Genomic DNA, 15,623 nt, shown 5'->3' with positions numbered 1-15,623 from the left:
GCCTTTCAGTGGTGGGGAAAAAAGATACATTACCACCGTTTATTCGGGCACCCCAAGAATGACGCTGGACGCCTTGAACACGGCGGTTGCAGCTAGCCCCTCCGCCAGCGCCAGCGTATCGACACTCTCGTTGGTCACGGTGGCCGCGACCGTGCCCCCACCACCAAGCGCGATCACGACTTCGGCATTGACCGCGCCGCGCGTCAGGCGTGCGACCGTACCGGCCAGCTGATTGCGCGCCGACAGCCGCACGCCCTCGCCCGCCGTCATGACGATCACCGACGACGATTTGATCAGCGCAAACACTTGCCGGCCCGGCGCCAGCGCCAGGTGTTCGGCGCTCTCGCGCGTGACGATCGCGACGATCTTCTGTCCGCCCGCAATCGCGAGTTCGACCTCGTCATTGACCGCGCCCGGCAAGACGCGCGTCACGGTGCCGAAGAACTGGTTGCGTGCGCTCGTTCGCATCTTGAACCTCGTGAATAATGCGGCATCGTCGGCCGCGCCACCCGCCTGCCGATTGAGCCGTTCCAGAAAATCATGATGGAGTTGCTCGATCATGGCGAAGTTCTCGACCAACTGCGCGCCGCGCGCCGTCAGGCGCGTGCCGCCGCCGCCCTTGCCGCCGGTCGAGCGTTGCACGAGTGGTTCGCCGGCCAGGTTGTTCATCGTGTCGATCGCATCCCATGCCGCCTTGTAGCTCAAGCCGACCTGTTTCGCAGCCGCGGTGATCGAACCGCACCGTGCCAGCGCCGCCAGCAGCCCGACCCGGTCGGTGCCGCCCAGCTGCGCGCCGCCAACCGTCATCCAGACGGTGCCTTCGAGAGCGATCTGCCTGTCATCCATGTGCGCTCCACATTCCGTTATATACTTGCGACTATAACGCTTTTCACGATCCGGAGACGAGATGAACTACCTTGCCAGTGTGCTTGCCGTAATGACCTGCGTGGGCACCGTCCATGCCGGCGAAGTGCAGGTGGCGGTGGCCGCCAATTTCGCCGGCCCGATGGAAAAGCTGGCCGGGCAGTTTCAGAAGGACACGGGCCACAAGGCGATCTTGGCCAGCGGCGCCACCGGCAAATTCTACGCACAGATCCGCAACGGCGCGCCATTCGAGGTATTGCTGTCGGCCGACGACGAAACGCCTGCCAGGCTGGAAGCCGAAGGCCAGGTGGTCGCCAAAAGCCGCTTCACCTACGCGGTCGGCCGCCTCGTGCTGTGGTCGGCCAAAGCCAACTATGTCGATGCCAACGGCGCCGTGCTCAAGACCGGCGACTTCAAGCACCTGGCCATCGCCAATCCGAAGACGGCCCCGTATGGAGCGGCGGCAACCGCCGTCATCGACAAGCTGGGCTTGAGCGCGCGCCTGCAGCCACGCCTGGTCCAGGGTGAAAACATCGCGCAAACCTTCCAGTTCGCCAGCACCGGCAACGCCGAACTCGGCTTCGTGGCGCAGGCGCAGGTCTGGCGCGACGGCGCATTCACCACCGGATCGGGCTGGATCGTTCCTGCGACCATGCACGCGCCGATCCGCCAGGACGCCGCGCTGCTGACCAAAGGCGCCAGGAACCCGGCCGCGCAGGCGCTGCTGGACTATCTGCGCACCGACAAGGCCAAAGCGCTGATCCGCGCCTACGGCTACGAAGTCTAGGCACATGCTCGACGCGTCCGACTTCGCCGCGATCTGGCTGACGCTCAAGCTCGCGACCCTCGTCACGCTGCTGCTGCTGCTGTTCGGCACACCGCTGGCGTGGTGGCTCGCGCGCACCCGCTCGCGCGCCAGGCGCGTCGTCGGCGCGCTCGTCGCCCTGCCCCTCGTGCTGCCGCCGACCGTGATCGGCTTTTACCTGCTGCTGGCGATGGGGCCCAACGGCCCGCTCGGGCAGCTGACCGGCGCGCTGGGCCTCGGTACGCTTGCCTTCACCTTCACAGGCCTCGTGATCGCCTCGGTGTTCTATTCGCTGCCGTTTGTCGTGCAGCCCTTGCAGAATGCCTTCGAGGCCATCGGTGAGCGCCCGCTCGAAGTGGCCGCCACGCTGCGCGCCGGGCCGTGGGACACCTTCTGGTCAGTGGTCGTGCCGCTGGCGCGCCCGGGCTTCGTGACCGGCGCGATCCTGGGCTTTGCGCACACGATCGGCGAATTCGGCGTCGTGCTCATGATCGGCGGGAATATCCCGGACAAGACGCGCGTCGTCTCCACGCAGATCTACGACCATGTCGAAGCGATGGAATACGCGCAGGCGCACTGGCTGGCCGGCGGCATGCTGGTGTTCAGTTTTGTCGTTCTGCTCACCTTGTACACGCTGTATCCGCAGTCGATGCGAGGGACGCAGCGATGACGCCCATCTCGCTGGCATGCCGGATCGACCGCGGCGCGTTCAATCTCGATGTCGATCTGGCCCTGCCCGGACGCGGCGTGACGGCGCTGTTCGGCCATTCCGGCTCTGGCAAGACCACGCTGCTGCGCGTGCTGGCGGGACTCGAGCGCGTGGCCGGGGCCCGTGTCACGCTTGGAGACGAAGTATGGCAGGACGATGCGCGCAAAGTGTTCGTGCCGACCCACGAACGCGGTATCGGCTACGTGTTCCAGGAAGCGAGCCTGTTCCCGCACCTCTCTGTGCGTGCCAATCTCGAATTCGGACGCAAGCGCCTCAAACCGGCCGAGCGTCGCTTCGACCTGCTGGCAGTGGCCGAACTGCTCGGCATCGAACGCCTGCTCGATGCCAGCCCCGCCACGTTGTCGGGCGGCGAGCGCCAGCGCGCTGCAATTGCGCGCACGCTGCTCGCGTCACCGCGCCTGCTGTTGATGGACGAGCCGCTCGCCGCGCTCGACCTGCGGCGCAAACTCGAGATCCTGCCCTACCTGGAACGCCTGCACGACGAACTGGCGCTGCCGGTCGTGTATGTCAGTCACGCGGCCGACGAAGTGGCGCGCCTGGCCGATCATCTGGTGGTGCTGGAAGAAGGCCGCGTGCTGGCCAGTGGCCCATTGGCCGCAACGCTCGCGCGCCTGGACCTGGCGGCAAATTTTCAGGACGACGCCGGTGTGATGATCGAAACGCGATTGCAAGCGCACGACGCCGATGGCCTGTCGCACCTGGCGTTTACCGGTGGCGTGCTGCTGGTGGGCCAGCGTGACGTCGCGATCGGCACCCGCGTGCGTTGCCGCATCCATGCGCGCGATGTCAGCCTGGCGCTGGAACGACCGCGTGGCAGCAGCATCACGAACATCCTGCCGGCGCAGGTCGATGCGGTGGGGCCGAGCGGCACGCCCGGGCAGGTGCTGGTGCGGCTGCTGGTCGGTGACACGGTGCTGCTGGCGCGGATCACCGAGCGGTCGCGGCGCGAACTGGCGATCGCGCCGGGCTGCGCGGTATGGGCACAGGTAAAGGCCGTGGCCTTGCTGGCCTGAGCCTGGATTACCCGCGCAACGCCGCTTCCAGATCGGACAACTCGGCCGGCTTGACCAGGTGCGCATCGAACCCGGCCTCCTGCGCGCGGCGCCGGTCTTCCGGCGAGCCGTAGCCGGTATGCGCCACCAGCCGGATGTGCGCCATTTGTGGATTGCTCTTGATGCGGCGCGCCACCTGGTAGCCATCCACTCCCGGCAAGCCGATATCGAGCACGATCACCTGCGGATCGTGGCGCGCGGCCAACTCTTCGATCTCGTTGGCGTCGGCCGTGGTGTGCGCCTCGTAGCCCATCTCGGCCAGCAGGAAACCCATCATCTCCATCGCATCGACGTTATCGTCCACCAGCAGCACGCGCATGCCACCGCTCTGCGCTTCGGTAGCTGCCTGCGGTGCGGCCACATCGCTCTCGCCGGCGCCGACATGCAGCAGCGGCAGGTCGACCATGAACGTGCTGCCAAGGCCGATGCCATCGCTGGTGGCCGACAGGTGCCCGCCGTGCAGTTCGAGCAGGTGCGACACCAGCGACAGGCCAATGCCCAGGCCTTCCGGCGCGCGGTCGGGCGGCACCTCGACCTGGGTGAACATGCCGAAGATGCGCGGCAGGTTGTCCCTGGCGATGCCGATGCCGTTGTCGCGCACCGCAATGCACACGCGCGCACTGTCGGTCACGTGCACGGCCAGGTGGATTTTGCCGCCGGTCGGCGTGAACTTGGCGGCGTTGTGCAGCAGGTTGCCGACCGACTGGGCCAGGCGCACCGGGTCGCCCGAGACCCAGATCTGGTGATCCGGCTGTTCGACGCTCAGGCTGTGCCCGCGGGCGTTGATCAGCGGCGCCGCGGTCTCGATGGCTTGCGCGATCACGCCATTGATGTCGACTTCTTCATTGCGCAGCACGATCTTGCCCTCGGAGATGCGGGCCACGTCCAGCAGGTCGTCCACCAGGTGCGCCAGGTGATCGACCTGGCGCGTGATCACGTCGCGCGCATGCGCCTGGCGCTCGGCCGACCCTTCGCCGATGGCGCCCAGCAGCGCGGCCGCGTTGCGGATCGGGCTCAGGGGATTGCGCAATTCATGCGCCAGCGTCGCCAGGAACTGGTTCTTGTTGCTGTCGGCGGCGCGCAGCAGCGCTTCCATTTCGCGCCGGCCCGTGATGTCGCTGGTCACGCGCGCCACCCGCACCACCTGGCCGCGCGCATCGCGCACCGGAAACACGCGGTCGCGCACCCAGCGCACCTGGCCGTCGGCGCCGGCGATGCGGAACTCGTCGTCGTAGTGCGCTTCGAACGCCACGCGTTCCCAGCGCGCCGCCATGCGCGCGCGGTCGTCCTGGTGCACGGCGGCCAGCCAGTCGTCCGGCTGCTGGCCCAGCGCCTCGGCGCTGCGGCCCCACACGGTGGCGTAGGCCGGGCTGACATACACCACCTCGCGCGCCGGCACCGAGAACATCCAGAACACGTCGTCGATATTGTCGGTCAGCTGGCGGAAGCGTTCTTCGCTGTCGCGCAGGTCGACCTGGATCTGGCGCATGCGCAGCAGCGCGTTGACGTTGGCGATCAGTTCATCGGCCTCGATCGGCGCGGCCAGGTAGTTGTCGGCGCCGCCTTCCAGGCCACGGATCTTGTCGGCGCGGCCGGTCAGCGCGGCCGACGTCTGCAGCACCAGCACCGTGCTGCTGTCCGATTCGGCCTTGATGCGGCGGCAGACTTCGATGCCGTTGATGTCGGGCAGCTTCACGTCGAGCAGCACCAGCGCCGGCAACGTGTTGCGCACGATCTCCAGCGCGTCGGTGCCGTTGGCCGCTTCCAGCACCTCGAAGCCGGCGCTTTGCAGGATGCGGGTCTTGGCGTAGCGCGCGCCGTCGTTGTCGTCAACGTTGAGAATCTGGGTCGGATGGGAGTTCATGATCCTGTGGGGTCAAATGCTGGTGACGTCGGCGCCAGGCTGCGCGGAAGGGTCAGGGTGAAGGTCGAACCGACACCGACGGTACTGGCCACATCGACCCGCCCGCCGAGCAGTTCGGCCAGCTTGCGGCACAGGGGCAGGCCGAGCCCGGTGCCCTTGCTGCGCCGTTGCAGCGGATGTTCGATCTGGCTGAATTCTTCGAAGATGAGTTGCAGGTTCTCGTGGCTGATGCCGATGCCGGTATCGGCCACGGCAAACGCGATCGTGTCCGCCTCGGGATCGTGCGCGGCAAACACCAGCACCGACCCCTGCTCGGTGAATTTCAGCGCGTTCGAAATGAAGTTGCGCAGGATCTGCGAAATCTTGCCTTCATCCGAATACAGGGGCTCGTGCACGCCGGACGGCTCGAACACCAGCTCGACGCGGCCCTCGTCCACCAGCGGGCGCAACATGCCCTTGAGCGCGCGGAACAGGTTCTCGACCACCACCGGCTCGACCTGTACCTGCACCCGTCCCGCCTCGATCTTGGCCAGGTCGAGCAGGTCATTCACCAGTTCCGACAGGTCGTTGGCGGCGGTGGCAATGAAGCTCACCTGGCGCTCCTGTTCTTCGGTCAGGTCGCCATCCATCCGGTTGAGCAGCAACTGGGCCAGCGCGCGGATCGACGACAGTGGCGTACGCAATTCGTGGCTCGTGTTGGACAGGAAGCGCGATTTCATCTCGTCGGCGCGGCGCAGGCGTTCGGCCTTGTCCTCGATCTCGGCGTACAGCGCCACGATGCCGCGGTTGGTGTCTTCCAGTTCGCGCGTGAGCGAGATCAGGTCTTCCTGGCGCTCGCGCAGCTCGGCCAGTGTCGAGAGCAGCTCCTGGTTCTGCAACTGCAGTTCGTGCACCGGATTGGCGTCCGGGCTGTCGGCCAGGCGCGCACCGATTTCAGCCAGGCGCGGCGCCGTGATGCGCTCGTGCGCCGGCAGCGCCTTGCGCACCGTGACCCTGGTCGCGCCGGTTTCGCCCGGATCGACTTCGCACGCGTCCATCAGGCGATGGGCGGTGATGATCGCCAGTTCGCGCAGCGACTCGGGCCCCATCTGGCGGCCCGCCGGGTCGATGCCATCGCTGCTGCGGGGCTGCCCGGCGCTGATCAGGATTTCGAGATGCTGGCGCCCGTCGCGTTCGCACAGCTGGAATACGGCGCGCCCGCCGGGACCCTGGTAGCTGGCGCCGCGCGCCACTTCGGATACCGCCGTGCCGACCCGCACCTGGTCCTGCTGCGAGAGTCCCAGCAGGGCCGAGATCTGGCGCGCACGCTGGCGCACCAGCACCACATCCTGCTCGCTGTCCAGGCCAACGCTGAGGATGCGCCGGGATGTCATGCGAGGATCGCCGCCCGGCGCACGACGACGACCATCGCGTCGTCGCGCCCGCGAATGAAGTCGCGCATCAGCACCGCCGCGATCAGCGCCGGTGCGCGGCCGTGCAGACCCGGATACTTGTGCAGGTCCCACTGGGTCTGGATGCCGTCCGAGCACAGGATGCACAGCGCGCCGGCCGGAAACGGCACCGAAAACTCCTGCACCTTGCGCATATTGGCGCCGACGATGCCGTTGTGCGAGACCAGTGCGCGCCGGTCGTCGTCGATCACCACGCCGGCGATATTGCCCACACCGGCAAACGTCAGTTCGTCGTTGTAGAAATCAATGCGCGCCGCCGCCAGCGCTGCGCCGCGCGTGCCGCGCAGCGCCTCGTGCGCCGCGTGCACCATCTCTCCGGCGCCGACCGGGCCGCGCTCGGCCAGCGCATCGATCGCGGCGTTCGTGGCCGCTGCGGCATTCGGGCCGTGGCCCAGGCCATCGCAGGCCAGGATCGTGGCGCCGTCGTCGCCGCACGAGACGGCCCAGCCGTCGCCGCATTCGTCTTCGCCGGCGATCGGCGCCCACAGCGCGCCCACTTCGACACCGCGCGGGTGCGGGGCCGGTTCGTCGCGCCACAGGCGCATGAAGAACGCGGCGCCCTCGCCGCGCTTCGTGTACACATCGAATTCATCGGACAGGCGCAGCAGCGCGCCCAGGCCCGTGCCGGCGGTGCCGGCGCTCGAGACGCCATCGAGCAGGCAGTTGTCGATGTCAGCGATGCCGGGGCCCTTGTCGAGCGCCAGGACATCCACGCCGATGCCGGCCGGCGACTGCGCCGGACCGACATGCATGGCGCCGTCGCCGGCGTGCTTGAGGATATTGGTGGCCGCTTCGGTGATAATCAGGGCCAGCTGGCCGGCCTTGACTTCATTGAAGCCCAGCGAGTCGGCCACCTTCTGGCCGGCGCGGCGCACGGCCGCGACATCGCTGGCATGGGTGAGGTTGAAAACGAAGTGCGACGACTGAGAACTGATCAGCGTTTCCATTTGATAATCAGCACCGCAGTGCCCTCCTTCGGACGGCTGTCGATGTCGAATTCGTCGACCAGCCGCTTGGAGCCGCCCAGGCCGAGGCCCAGGCCGCCGCCGGTGGTGAAACCGTCACGCAGTGCGCTCTCGATGTTCGGGATGCCCTGGCCGGCGTCGACGAACAACAGGCCGATGCCAGGGCGCGCGCCGTCGTCGAAGGCATCGAGATGCACCTCGCCGCCGCCGCCGTATTTGATGGTATTGCGTGCCAGTTCACTGGCCGCCGTCACCAGCTTGGTCTGGTCGACCAGCGAGAGACCGATCGCCACCGCGCGTTCGCGCACCTGCTTGCGCACGCCCACCACGTCTTCGTCCGAGCGCAGGCGCAAGGTCACGCGGCCGGTGCGCTGCGCGCGGCGATGCTCCAGCAACGGCGTCTCGAACAGCACCGTCTCGGTTTGCGCGTCGACCATTATCGATAGCTCTTTCCGAGAAGCGCCATGCCCTTCTCGACATTGAGCGCCGTCTGCACGCCATGCAGGGTCAAGCCAAGCTCCACCAGCGTGATCGCGACCGCCGGCTGCATGCCCACCACCACGGTGCGCGCATCGAGCACGCGCGCCATGGCGGCGGTGTTGCTGATCATGCGGCCGATGAACGAGTCGACCAGGTCGAGCGCCGAGATGTCGATCAGGACGCCCTTGGCGCTGTCGCTCACGATGCGCTGGGTCAGGTCGTCCTGCAGCTGCATCGCCAGGCGATCGTGCATGTCGACCTGGATCGTCACGAGCAGCAGGTCACCCATGCGCAGGATCGGGATACGTTCCATAGCAATCGCCTCAGGCTGCGTTCTTGATCATGATCGACGCGCCGGTGCGCTCGAGCGCGACCAGGAACGCATCGGCCAACGTGGCCTTGGTGATCACGTCTTCCAGGTTCACGCCCAGGTGCACGATAGTTTGCGCGATCTGCGGGCGGATGCCGCTGATGATGCAGTCGGCGCCCATCAGGCGCGCCGCAGCGATCGTTTTCATCAGGTGCTGGGCGACCAGCGTGTCGACCGTCGGCACGCCGGTGATGTCGATGATGGCGATCATGGCGCCCGTATCGACGATCTTTTGCAGGATGTTTTCCATCACCACCTGGGTACGGGCCGAATCGAGCGTGCCGATCAGCGGCAGCGCCAGGATGCCGTTCCACAGCTTGACCACGGGCGTGGACAGCTCGAGCAGCTCCTGCTGCTGGCGCACGATGATCTGGTCCTTCGTTTTCTGGAACACTTCAATCGTAAACAAGCCCAGCTTGTCGATCAGCGTGTTGACGGTCCAGGATGCCGTCGCCAGGCCATCGGCATCGGTCTCGAACGCGTCGCGCAGGCGCGCGAACAGCGGCTGCTTGAGCGAGAACACGAGCGTGGCCGTCTCGGCCGGGGTGGAGCCGGCCTTGGCGCGGGTAGCCGAGATTTCGCTGAGCAGGTCGCGCACTTCGTCCCACGAGCGGTGCTCGATGTTTTCGAGTTCACCGCTGCGGGTCGCGACAGCGAACGCCTTCAGCAGCTGCTGGCAATGCGCGCGCAACTGCTCGCGCGCCGCGCCGCTGCTGCGCACCGTGATCGATTCCAGCTGGGCAAGCCATTCTGCGCCAATCCCTGATTCTTCTGCAAGAATCGCCTGGCTGATCCGGTCCGCATAATCGTTCATGCTCATCTGTCGTGTCCTCAAATAGTAGGTGGCTCAGCACATTGTTTCGTCAAGCTTGGACTGATTTGGCAAAGGTGCTGTCAAGTATCCAACTATACCATTTTCAATCTAGACAATTGGCATTGTTCTGTTGACTAGAGGATATTTTTGCGCACCCCGCGCACACCTGCGCGATGGGCCCATTCATACAGCACCGGCAGCAGCAACAGGGTCAGCACGGTCGACGACAGGACCCCGCCGATGACCACCGTGGCGAGCGGTCGCTGGACCTCGGCGCCGGTGCCCGTCGCCAGCGCCATCGGCACGAAGCCGAGCGAAGCGACCAGCGCCGTCATCAGCACCGGGCGCAGGCGCGCCAGCGCGCCATCGCGTACCGCCTCCGGCAGTGCCATCCCCTCCTCGCGCAGGCTGCGGATGAACGCAATCAGCACCAGGCCATTGAGCACCGCCACACCGGACAACGCGATGAAACCCACCGCCGCCGACATCGACAACGGAATGCCGCGCGCCCACAGCGCCGCGACGCCGCCGGCCAGCGCGAACGGGATCCCGGTGAACACGAGCAGGCCGTCGCGCAGGTTGTTGAAAACGAGGTACAGCAGCACGAACACGAGCAGCAGCGAGGCCGGCACGATCAGGCGCAGGCGCTCGGCGGCCGTCGTCAGGTGCTCGAACTGGCCGCCCCAGGCTGTCCAGTAGCCGGGCGCGATGCGGACATCCTGCGCGATGCGCGCCTGCGCTGCCGCGACGAACGAGCCGATGTCGCGCCCGCGCACGTTGGCGGTGATGACCACGCGGCGCTTGCCTTCTTCGCGACTGAGCTGGTTCGGGCCGGGCGCGACGTCGAAGGTGGCGATTTCGCCCAGCGTGATGAAGCTGTGCCCGCCCTCCTTCGTGCCGGGCAAGGCCACCGGCAACCGGCGCAGCGCGTCGATATCGGAACGCCTGTCTTCCGGCAGGCGCACGACGATGTCGAAGCGGCGGTCGCCCTCGAACAGCGTGCCGGCCACGCGCCCGGCAGTGGCCGTGGCGATCATTTCCTGCACGTCGCCGATGTTCAGGCCCATGCGCGCGGCGCGCTCGCGGTCGACCCGGATCTGCAGGATCGGCAGGCCGGACGTGGCCTCGACCTGGACCTCGGCCGCGCCGGCGACCGTGCGCAGGCTGGCGGCGATCTGGCCCGCAGTCGCTTCCAGCACCGCCAGGTCGTCGCCAAACAGCTTGACGGCGACGTCGCTGCGCACGCCCGAAATCAGTTCGTTCACGCGCAGCTGGATCGGCTGGCTGAACTCATAGCTGTTGCCGGGCAGGCGTTCGAGCGCCGTGCGGATCGCCTCCTGCACGGCGGCGCGCGAGCGCTTCGGTTTTGGCCACGTGGATTCGGGCTTGAAGATGATGTAGCTGTCGGCCACGCTGGGCGGCATCGGGTCGGACGCGATTTCGGCCGTGCCGATGCGGGCGAACACGCGCGCGATCTCGGGCACCTCGCGCATCAGGGTCGTCTCGATCTGCTGCTGCATCCTGACCGACTGGGTCAGGCTGGTGCCCGGCACGCGCACCGTCAGCACGGCCATGTCGCCTTCGTCGAGATTCGGTGCGAACTCCAGGCCCAGGCGCGTGGCCATCAGCACCGCCAGAGCGATCACCAGGCCGGCAAACACCATCACCACCGCGCGGTTGGCCAGCGCATAGTCGAGCGCCGGCGCATACCAGCGGCGCGCGGCCAGCATGACGCGGCTGTCCTTTTCGGCGACCTTGCGGCCGATGAACAGCGCCACGGCGGCCGGCACGAATGTCACCGACAGGATCATTGCACCCAGCAGCGCGAACACCACCGTGAACGCCATCGGGTGGAACATCTTGCCCTCGATGCCGGTCAGCGCAAAGATCGGCAGATACACGATCATGATGATCAACTGCCCGTAGATCAGGGGCCGCCTGGCTTCGCGCGCAGCGGCGAAGACTTCGGCAAAGCGCTCTTCGCGGCTCAGGAGGCGCCCGAGCCGGTGCTGGGCGCCGGCCAGCCGGCGCACGCAGTTTTCGACAATGACGACGGCGCCGTCGACGATGATGCCAAAGTCCAGCGCGCCCAGGCTGAGCAGGTTGGCGCTGACGCCGCCGGCCACCATGCCGGAGAACGTAAACAGCATCGCCAGCGGAATCACCAGCGCGGTCAAGAGCGCCGCGCGCAGGTTCCCGAGGAAGAAAAACAGCACGGCGATGACGAGGATCGCACCTTCGATGAGGTTCTTGCGCACGGTGGCAATCGCCTTTTCGACCAGCACCGTGCGGTCGTACACGGTGACCGCCTTGACGCCCTTGGGCAGGCTGCGGTTGATCTCGAGCATGCGCGCATCGACCGCCTGCGCCACCTTGCGGCTGTTCTCGCCGATGAGCATGACGACGGTGCCCAGCACCACCTCGACGCCGTTCTCCGTGGCCGCGCCGGTGCGCAATTCACGCCCGATGCCCACTTCGGCGACGTCACGCACCCGCACCGGAATGCCATTGACGCTGGTGACGACGATATTGCCGATGTCGTCGATCGACGCGGCCTGGCCCGGCGCGCGCACCAGGTACTGCTCGCCTTCGCGCTCGATGTAGCCGGCGCCGACATTGCTGTTGTTGCGCTCGAGCGCGCGCACGATGTCGATCAGTTCCAGCCCGTACGACGACAGCGTCGCCGTATTCGGGGCCACCAGGTATTCCTTGTCGAAGCCGCCGATGGAGTTGATGTCGGTGACGCCCGGCACCGTGCGCAGTTGCGGCTTGATGATCCAGTCCTGGATCTCGCGCAGGTCGGTCGGCGTGTAGGGCGTGCCATCGGGCTTCTTCGCCCCCGGCTCGCTCTCGACGGTCCACTGGTAGATTTCACTCAGGCCCGTGGCGATCGGCCCCAGTGCCGGCACCACGCCGGCCGGCAGGTTCTCGCGCGCGTCCTGCAGGCGCTGGCTCACGAGCTGGCGCGCGAAGTGGATGTCGGTGCCCTCGTCGAACACCACCGTCACCTGCGACAGGCCATAGCGCGACAGCGAGCGGTAGGTTTCCAGGTGCGGCAGGCCGGCCAGCACCGCTTCGACCGGGTAGGTGATGCGCTGCTCGACCTCGAGCGGCGAGTAGCCCGGCGCGGCCGTGTTGATCTGCACCTGGACGTTGGTCACGTCGGGGACGGCATCGATCGGCAGGCGGCCATAATTGTAGATGCCGATGGCGGCCATCGCCAGCACGGCCAGCAGCACGAGCCAGCGCCGCTCGATACTGAGCGTGATGAGGCGGTCGAACCAGGTGGTGGGGTGCAGGTCAGTGTTCATGGCTGGCCTCGCCCTTGCCCTGTTCGGCCTTGATCGTGAAGCTGCCGCTGGCAGCGTAGGTGTCGCCCGGATTCAGGCCGGCCGTGATCTCGATGAAGCGTGCATCCGCGCGGCCGGTGCTGACCGGCTGCGCAATGAAGCCTTCCTTGACGCGCTTGTAGACCACCTGCCGTGTATCGACAGTCTGGATCGCTTCGCGCGCCACGGCCACCGGCACGTCGCTCGAACCGGTCACGATGTCGACATTCACGGCCAGGCCAGGCCGCCAGGCGGCGCCCGGGTTGGCCAGCACCACGCGTGCCTTGGCCGAGCGTGACGCCTCGCCCACCAGCGAACTGACGAAACTCACCTTGCCGGGCGCCGTCGTATCCGAGGCAATCGACCGGATCACCGCGGTCGTGCCGACGCGCACGATGTCCAGGTCGCGCGCCGGCACCACCACGTCGGCCCACACGGTCGACAGGTCGGTCAGCGTGAACACGCGCGTATCGGCGCCCACCACCTCGCCCAGCGTGATGTGCTTTTCGACGATGATGCCGTCGAACGGCGCGCGGATGGCGAGCAGGTTCGAGCCGCCGCTACCGCCTGCGCCCAGCGCCTGCAACTGCTGGCGCACGGTGTCGCGCGCGACTTCGGCCTCGGTCAGTTCCTGCTCGGCTTTCAGCAGATCCTGGCGCGCCGTGATCTTTTCTTCCCACAGCGTGCGCTCGGTCGCCACATTCCTGCGCGCATAGTCGACGCGTTTCTGCGCCGCCGTCAGCGCACCGCGCTGGCCGGCGATGTCGGCGCTGGCAATGCTGGCAAGGATCTGATCCTTGCGTACCTGCTGGCCCAGGTCGGCGCTGACGTCGCGCACCGAGCCGGCTGCGCGCGGCGTGACGTGGGCGGTGCGGTCTTCGTTCAGCGCGATCTGGCCCGGCATGCGGATGAAGGTGTCCAGGTGCTTCGGACCGGCCGCCGCGAGCGTGATGGCGGCCACCGTGATCTGGTTCGGTGTGAAGTGGATGACCCCGTCGTCGGCGTGCGCGGTTTCTTTTTCTTCGGCCTGTTCGGCGTGGTCATCATGCCCGTCGCCTGCCGGCTGCGCGCGGTCGCGCAGCATGACAAAGGCGGCAAGTGCCAGCGCGATGGCCAGCATGATGACGATGATGCGGGTTTGCTGCTTGTTCATGGGTTCTCCTGCACGGCTGCTTGTCCAAGCAGGCGTGCGATATCGGCCTGCGCGCGATGGCTCTCGGCGACGGCATTGAGGTATTGGTAGGTGGACTGCGCCAGCACGCGCTGGGCATCGAGCACGTCGATCAGGCCAAACTTGCCGAGCTCGAAACCGCGGCTGGCGGCACGCTGCGCATCCTGCGCGCCGGGCAGGATCTCGCCGGCGATGAGCGCGCATTCGGCCAGCGCTGTCGCCAGGCGCGCATGGGCCTGACCCAGTTCGGCGCGCAGGCGCGCGCCTTGCGCTGCCTGTTCGTCCTGCGCCTTGTCGACACGGCGCAGCGCATCGAGGACGGCGCCGTCGTTGCGATTGAACAGCGGCAGCGGCACCGACAGGCCCAGCACAGTCCTGTTGCGGGCATCTTGCCCTTCGCGCTGGGCACCGACGATCACGCTGACATCTGGCGTGCGGCGCGCCTGTTCGAGCCGGGCCAGCGCCTGCCTGTGCTCGAGGTTCGCCCTGGCCTGGCGCATGCCGGGCGCGGCGTCCAGTTGCGCCAGCAACCGGTCCAGTGGCGGCAGCGCCGGCAGCGTGACGGTGGCCGGTTCGACGACCTCGAGCCCGCGCGCGTCGCCGGCCCACAGCGCCGCGAGCTGGATCCGCGCCGTGTCCAGCACGCGCCCGGCCTGCAGCGCCTCGATGCGGGCGCTGCCCTGCGCCACGCGGGCGCGGGTCTGCTCGACGGGCGACAAGGTGCCGGCATCGACCCGCTTGCCGGCAGCATCCAGTGCCCGCCCCGCGAGGCTGACCAGTTCCTGCGCCATGCGTTCGCGCGCCAGGGCGGCCACGACATCGTGGAACGCGGCAATCACGTCGGCGCGCACGCGCGCCTGCTCGGCGTTCAGCGCCAGTGCCGCCAGCTGGCCTTCCTGGCGCGCTGCATCGATGCGCGCAGCGCGCTTGCCGCCCAGCTCCACCGGAATGGTCAGGAGCGCCGTGAGCGTGCGGTTGTCACTGCGCTCGCCTTCACGCAGCAGCTCGAGTTCGGGATTGGGCCGCGCCCCGGCCTGGGCCTGTGCGCCTTGTTGCGCGGCGACTTCCTGGCCGGCCGCGCGCAGCGTCGGGTTCAAACGCAGGGCCAGCGCGATGGCGGCGTCGAGCGTCAAGGGCTGCAGGGGGGCGGCCACGGCGGCGGCCATGGGCGCAGCGTGGGCGGCAAGCGGCAGGCCAGAAGATGCCAGCGCGCACGCAACAGCGAACGCCGCCAGCGGCGGTGTCAAACGGTATTTCATGATGGTGCTCCGAACGGGTGAATGTCCGGCGAAGGCAATCGGGCGGCCGCGCGTGGCGGGCCGGCGATGGAGGTTCGCCGCGCTAGATGCGCAGCAGGCGGTCGGGTGGCGGGATCAGATCGGGCACGTGCGAGACGTAGCGCCGTGTTTCGCCGCGCAGGTGCGGCGCCCCCTTGGGCAGGGGCAGATTGGGTTGCGACGACAGGACTGCGCTGGCCGACAGGTGGTGGCAGGCGTCGCAGTCGTTGCAGGGGTCGGCCGGGCTGGCGTCGTCCTGGCTTGCGGCCGTGGACGACGATGCGGTCGACGATGCATGCTTGTGGGTGTGGTGGCCCGGGTGCATGGTCTTTTCATTGTGCGTGCAATAGGCAGCACCCGCCGCCCAGGCGGCCTGGAAAGGCATGGCGAACAGCAGCAGGATGAGGAAAAGACGGCGCATTGGTGTATTAAATACCCTGTAGCCGCTGGA

At 67.5% G+C, this 15,623-nt stretch carries 14 protein-coding genes; 3 read left to right on the top strand and 11 right to left on the bottom strand.

The window, feature by feature from the left end; all coding sequences use genetic code 11:
- Window positions 1-39: 39 nt before the first annotated feature.
- The gene (locus AC56LN_RS05610) at window positions 40-846 is read right to left on the bottom strand and encodes a TOBE domain-containing protein (RefSeq protein ID WP_499570333.1); all 807 of its coding nucleotides are present in this window, start codon (window positions 844-846) and stop codon (window positions 40-42) included.
- A 61-nt stretch (window positions 847-907) separates the two neighbouring features.
- Between AC56LN_RS05610 and modA the strand changes: the two genes are divergently transcribed.
- The 3 genes from modA to modC are packed head-to-tail and all read left to right on the top strand — an operon-like array spanning window position 908 to window position 3,412.
- Window positions 908-1,651 (top strand): molybdate ABC transporter substrate-binding protein, encoded by a 744-nt coding sequence (gene modA / locus AC56LN_RS05605; RefSeq protein WP_499570332.1) that lies wholly within the window; start codon window positions 908-910, stop codon window positions 1,649-1,651.
- 4 nt (window positions 1,652-1,655) lie between these two features.
- The gene (modB, locus tag AC56LN_RS05600) at window positions 1,656-2,339 is read left to right on the top strand and encodes a molybdate ABC transporter permease subunit (RefSeq protein WP_499570331.1); all 684 of its coding nucleotides are present in this window, start codon (window positions 1,656-1,658) and stop codon (window positions 2,337-2,339) included.
- The gene (modC, locus tag AC56LN_RS05595) at window positions 2,336-3,412 is read left to right on the top strand and encodes a molybdenum ABC transporter ATP-binding protein (protein ID WP_499570330.1); all 1,077 of its coding nucleotides are present in this window, start codon (window positions 2,336-2,338) and stop codon (window positions 3,410-3,412) included. Before modB ends, modC begins: the two co-directional genes overlap by 4 nt.
- Before the next feature lie 7 nt (window positions 3,413-3,419).
- On the opposite strand, the gene AC56LN_RS05590 is transcribed toward modC, so the two are convergent.
- From AC56LN_RS05590 to AC56LN_RS05545, 10 genes are all read right to left on the bottom strand, one after another.
- Window positions 3,420-5,315 (bottom strand): ATP-binding response regulator, encoded by a 1,896-nt coding sequence (locus AC56LN_RS05590; protein WP_499570329.1) that lies wholly within the window; start codon window positions 5,313-5,315, stop codon window positions 3,420-3,422.
- Window positions 5,312-6,688: an ATP-binding protein gene (locus tag AC56LN_RS05585; RefSeq protein ID WP_499570328.1), complete on the bottom strand. Its 1,377-nt coding sequence runs from the start codon at window positions 6,686-6,688 to the stop codon at window positions 5,312-5,314. The genes AC56LN_RS05590 and AC56LN_RS05585 overlap by 4 nt, the downstream gene beginning before the upstream one ends.
- Entirely contained in the window at window positions 6,685-7,713 is a 1,029-nt protein-coding gene (locus tag AC56LN_RS05580; RefSeq protein WP_499570326.1) for an ATP-binding SpoIIE family protein phosphatase, read from the bottom strand. Before AC56LN_RS05580 ends, AC56LN_RS05585 begins: the two co-directional genes overlap by 4 nt.
- Window positions 7,701-8,168, bottom strand: a complete 468-nt coding sequence (locus AC56LN_RS05575) for an anti-sigma regulatory factor (protein ID WP_499570325.1) — start codon at window positions 8,166-8,168, stop codon at window positions 7,701-7,703. The genes AC56LN_RS05580 and AC56LN_RS05575 overlap by 13 nt, the downstream gene beginning before the upstream one ends.
- On the bottom strand, window positions 8,168-8,524 hold the full coding sequence (locus AC56LN_RS05570; RefSeq protein ID WP_183555342.1) for an STAS domain-containing protein: 357 nt from the start codon (window positions 8,522-8,524) through the stop codon (window positions 8,168-8,170). Before AC56LN_RS05570 ends, AC56LN_RS05575 begins: the two co-directional genes overlap by 1 nt.
- 10 nt (window positions 8,525-8,534) lie before the next feature.
- Window positions 8,535-9,401, bottom strand: a complete 867-nt coding sequence (locus AC56LN_RS05565) for an STAS domain-containing protein (RefSeq protein ID WP_482899494.1) — start codon at window positions 9,399-9,401, stop codon at window positions 8,535-8,537.
- Window positions 9,402-9,529: 128 nt separating this feature from the next.
- Entirely contained in the window at window positions 9,530-12,706 is a 3,177-nt protein-coding gene (locus AC56LN_RS05560) for an efflux RND transporter permease subunit (protein WP_499570324.1), read from the bottom strand.
- Window positions 12,696-13,877, bottom strand: coding sequence for an efflux RND transporter periplasmic adaptor subunit (locus AC56LN_RS05555; RefSeq protein ID WP_499570322.1), 1,182 nt, complete (start codon window positions 13,875-13,877; stop codon window positions 12,696-12,698). The genes AC56LN_RS05560 and AC56LN_RS05555 overlap by 11 nt, the downstream gene beginning before the upstream one ends.
- A complete protein-coding gene (locus AC56LN_RS05550) occupies window positions 13,874-15,154 on the bottom strand; it encodes a TolC family protein (protein ID WP_499570321.1) in 1,281 nt (426 codons plus the stop codon). The genes AC56LN_RS05555 and AC56LN_RS05550 overlap by 4 nt, the downstream gene beginning before the upstream one ends.
- Before the next feature lie 82 nt (window positions 15,155-15,236).
- Window positions 15,237-15,593, bottom strand: a complete 357-nt coding sequence (locus AC56LN_RS05545; RefSeq protein WP_482899498.1) for a cation efflux protein, CzcI family — start codon at window positions 15,591-15,593, stop codon at window positions 15,237-15,239.
- Window positions 15,594-15,623 lie beyond the last annotated feature (30 nt).

Source organism: Telluria sp. ZT3P26, assembly GCF_059686035.1.
Note: the sequence above shows the minus strand (reverse complement) of the source record. Positions and strands in the feature narration are given on the sequence as shown.

What these genes read in the sequence shown, in the direction of transcription:
- AC56LN_RS05565 (WP_482899494.1), bottom strand. Translation starts at nt 9,401, where the DNA reads ATGAGCATGAACGATTATGCGGACCGGATCAGCCAGGCGATTCTTGCA.
- AC56LN_RS05590 (WP_499570329.1), bottom strand. Translation starts at nt 5,315, where the DNA reads ATGAACTCCCATCCGACCCAGATTCTCAACGTTGACGACAACGACGGC.
- modC (WP_499570330.1), top strand. Translation starts at nt 2,336, where the DNA reads ATGACGCCCATCTCGCTGGCATGCCGGATCGACCGCGGCGCGTTCAAT.
- AC56LN_RS05545 (WP_482899498.1), bottom strand. Translation starts at nt 15,593, where the DNA reads ATGCGCCGTCTTTTCCTCATCCTGCTGCTGTTCGCCATGCCTTTCCAG.
- AC56LN_RS05610 (WP_499570333.1), bottom strand. Translation starts at nt 846, where the DNA reads ATGGATGACAGGCAGATCGCTCTCGAAGGCACCGTCTGGATGACGGTT.
- AC56LN_RS05555 (WP_499570322.1), bottom strand. Translation starts at nt 13,877, where the DNA reads ATGAACAAGCAGCAAACCCGCATCATCGTCATCATGCTGGCCATCGCG.
- AC56LN_RS05570 (WP_183555342.1), bottom strand. Translation starts at nt 8,524, where the DNA reads ATGGAACGTATCCCGATCCTGCGCATGGGTGACCTGCTGCTCGTGACG.
- AC56LN_RS05560 (WP_499570324.1), bottom strand. Translation starts at nt 12,706, where the DNA reads ATGAACACTGACCTGCACCCCACCACCTGGTTCGACCGCCTCATCACG.
- AC56LN_RS05575 (WP_499570325.1), bottom strand. Translation starts at nt 8,168, where the DNA reads ATGGTCGACGCGCAAACCGAGACGGTGCTGTTCGAGACGCCGTTGCTG.
- AC56LN_RS05585 (WP_499570328.1), bottom strand. Translation starts at nt 6,688, where the DNA reads ATGACATCCCGGCGCATCCTCAGCGTTGGCCTGGACAGCGAGCAGGAT.
- AC56LN_RS05580 (WP_499570326.1), bottom strand. Translation starts at nt 7,713, where the DNA reads ATGGAAACGCTGATCAGTTCTCAGTCGTCGCACTTCGTTTTCAACCTC.
- modA (WP_499570332.1), top strand. Translation starts at nt 908, where the DNA reads ATGAACTACCTTGCCAGTGTGCTTGCCGTAATGACCTGCGTGGGCACC.
- AC56LN_RS05550 (WP_499570321.1), bottom strand. Translation starts at nt 15,154, where the DNA reads ATGAAATACCGTTTGACACCGCCGCTGGCGGCGTTCGCTGTTGCGTGC.
- modB (WP_499570331.1), top strand. Translation starts at nt 1,656, where the DNA reads ATGCTCGACGCGTCCGACTTCGCCGCGATCTGGCTGACGCTCAAGCTC.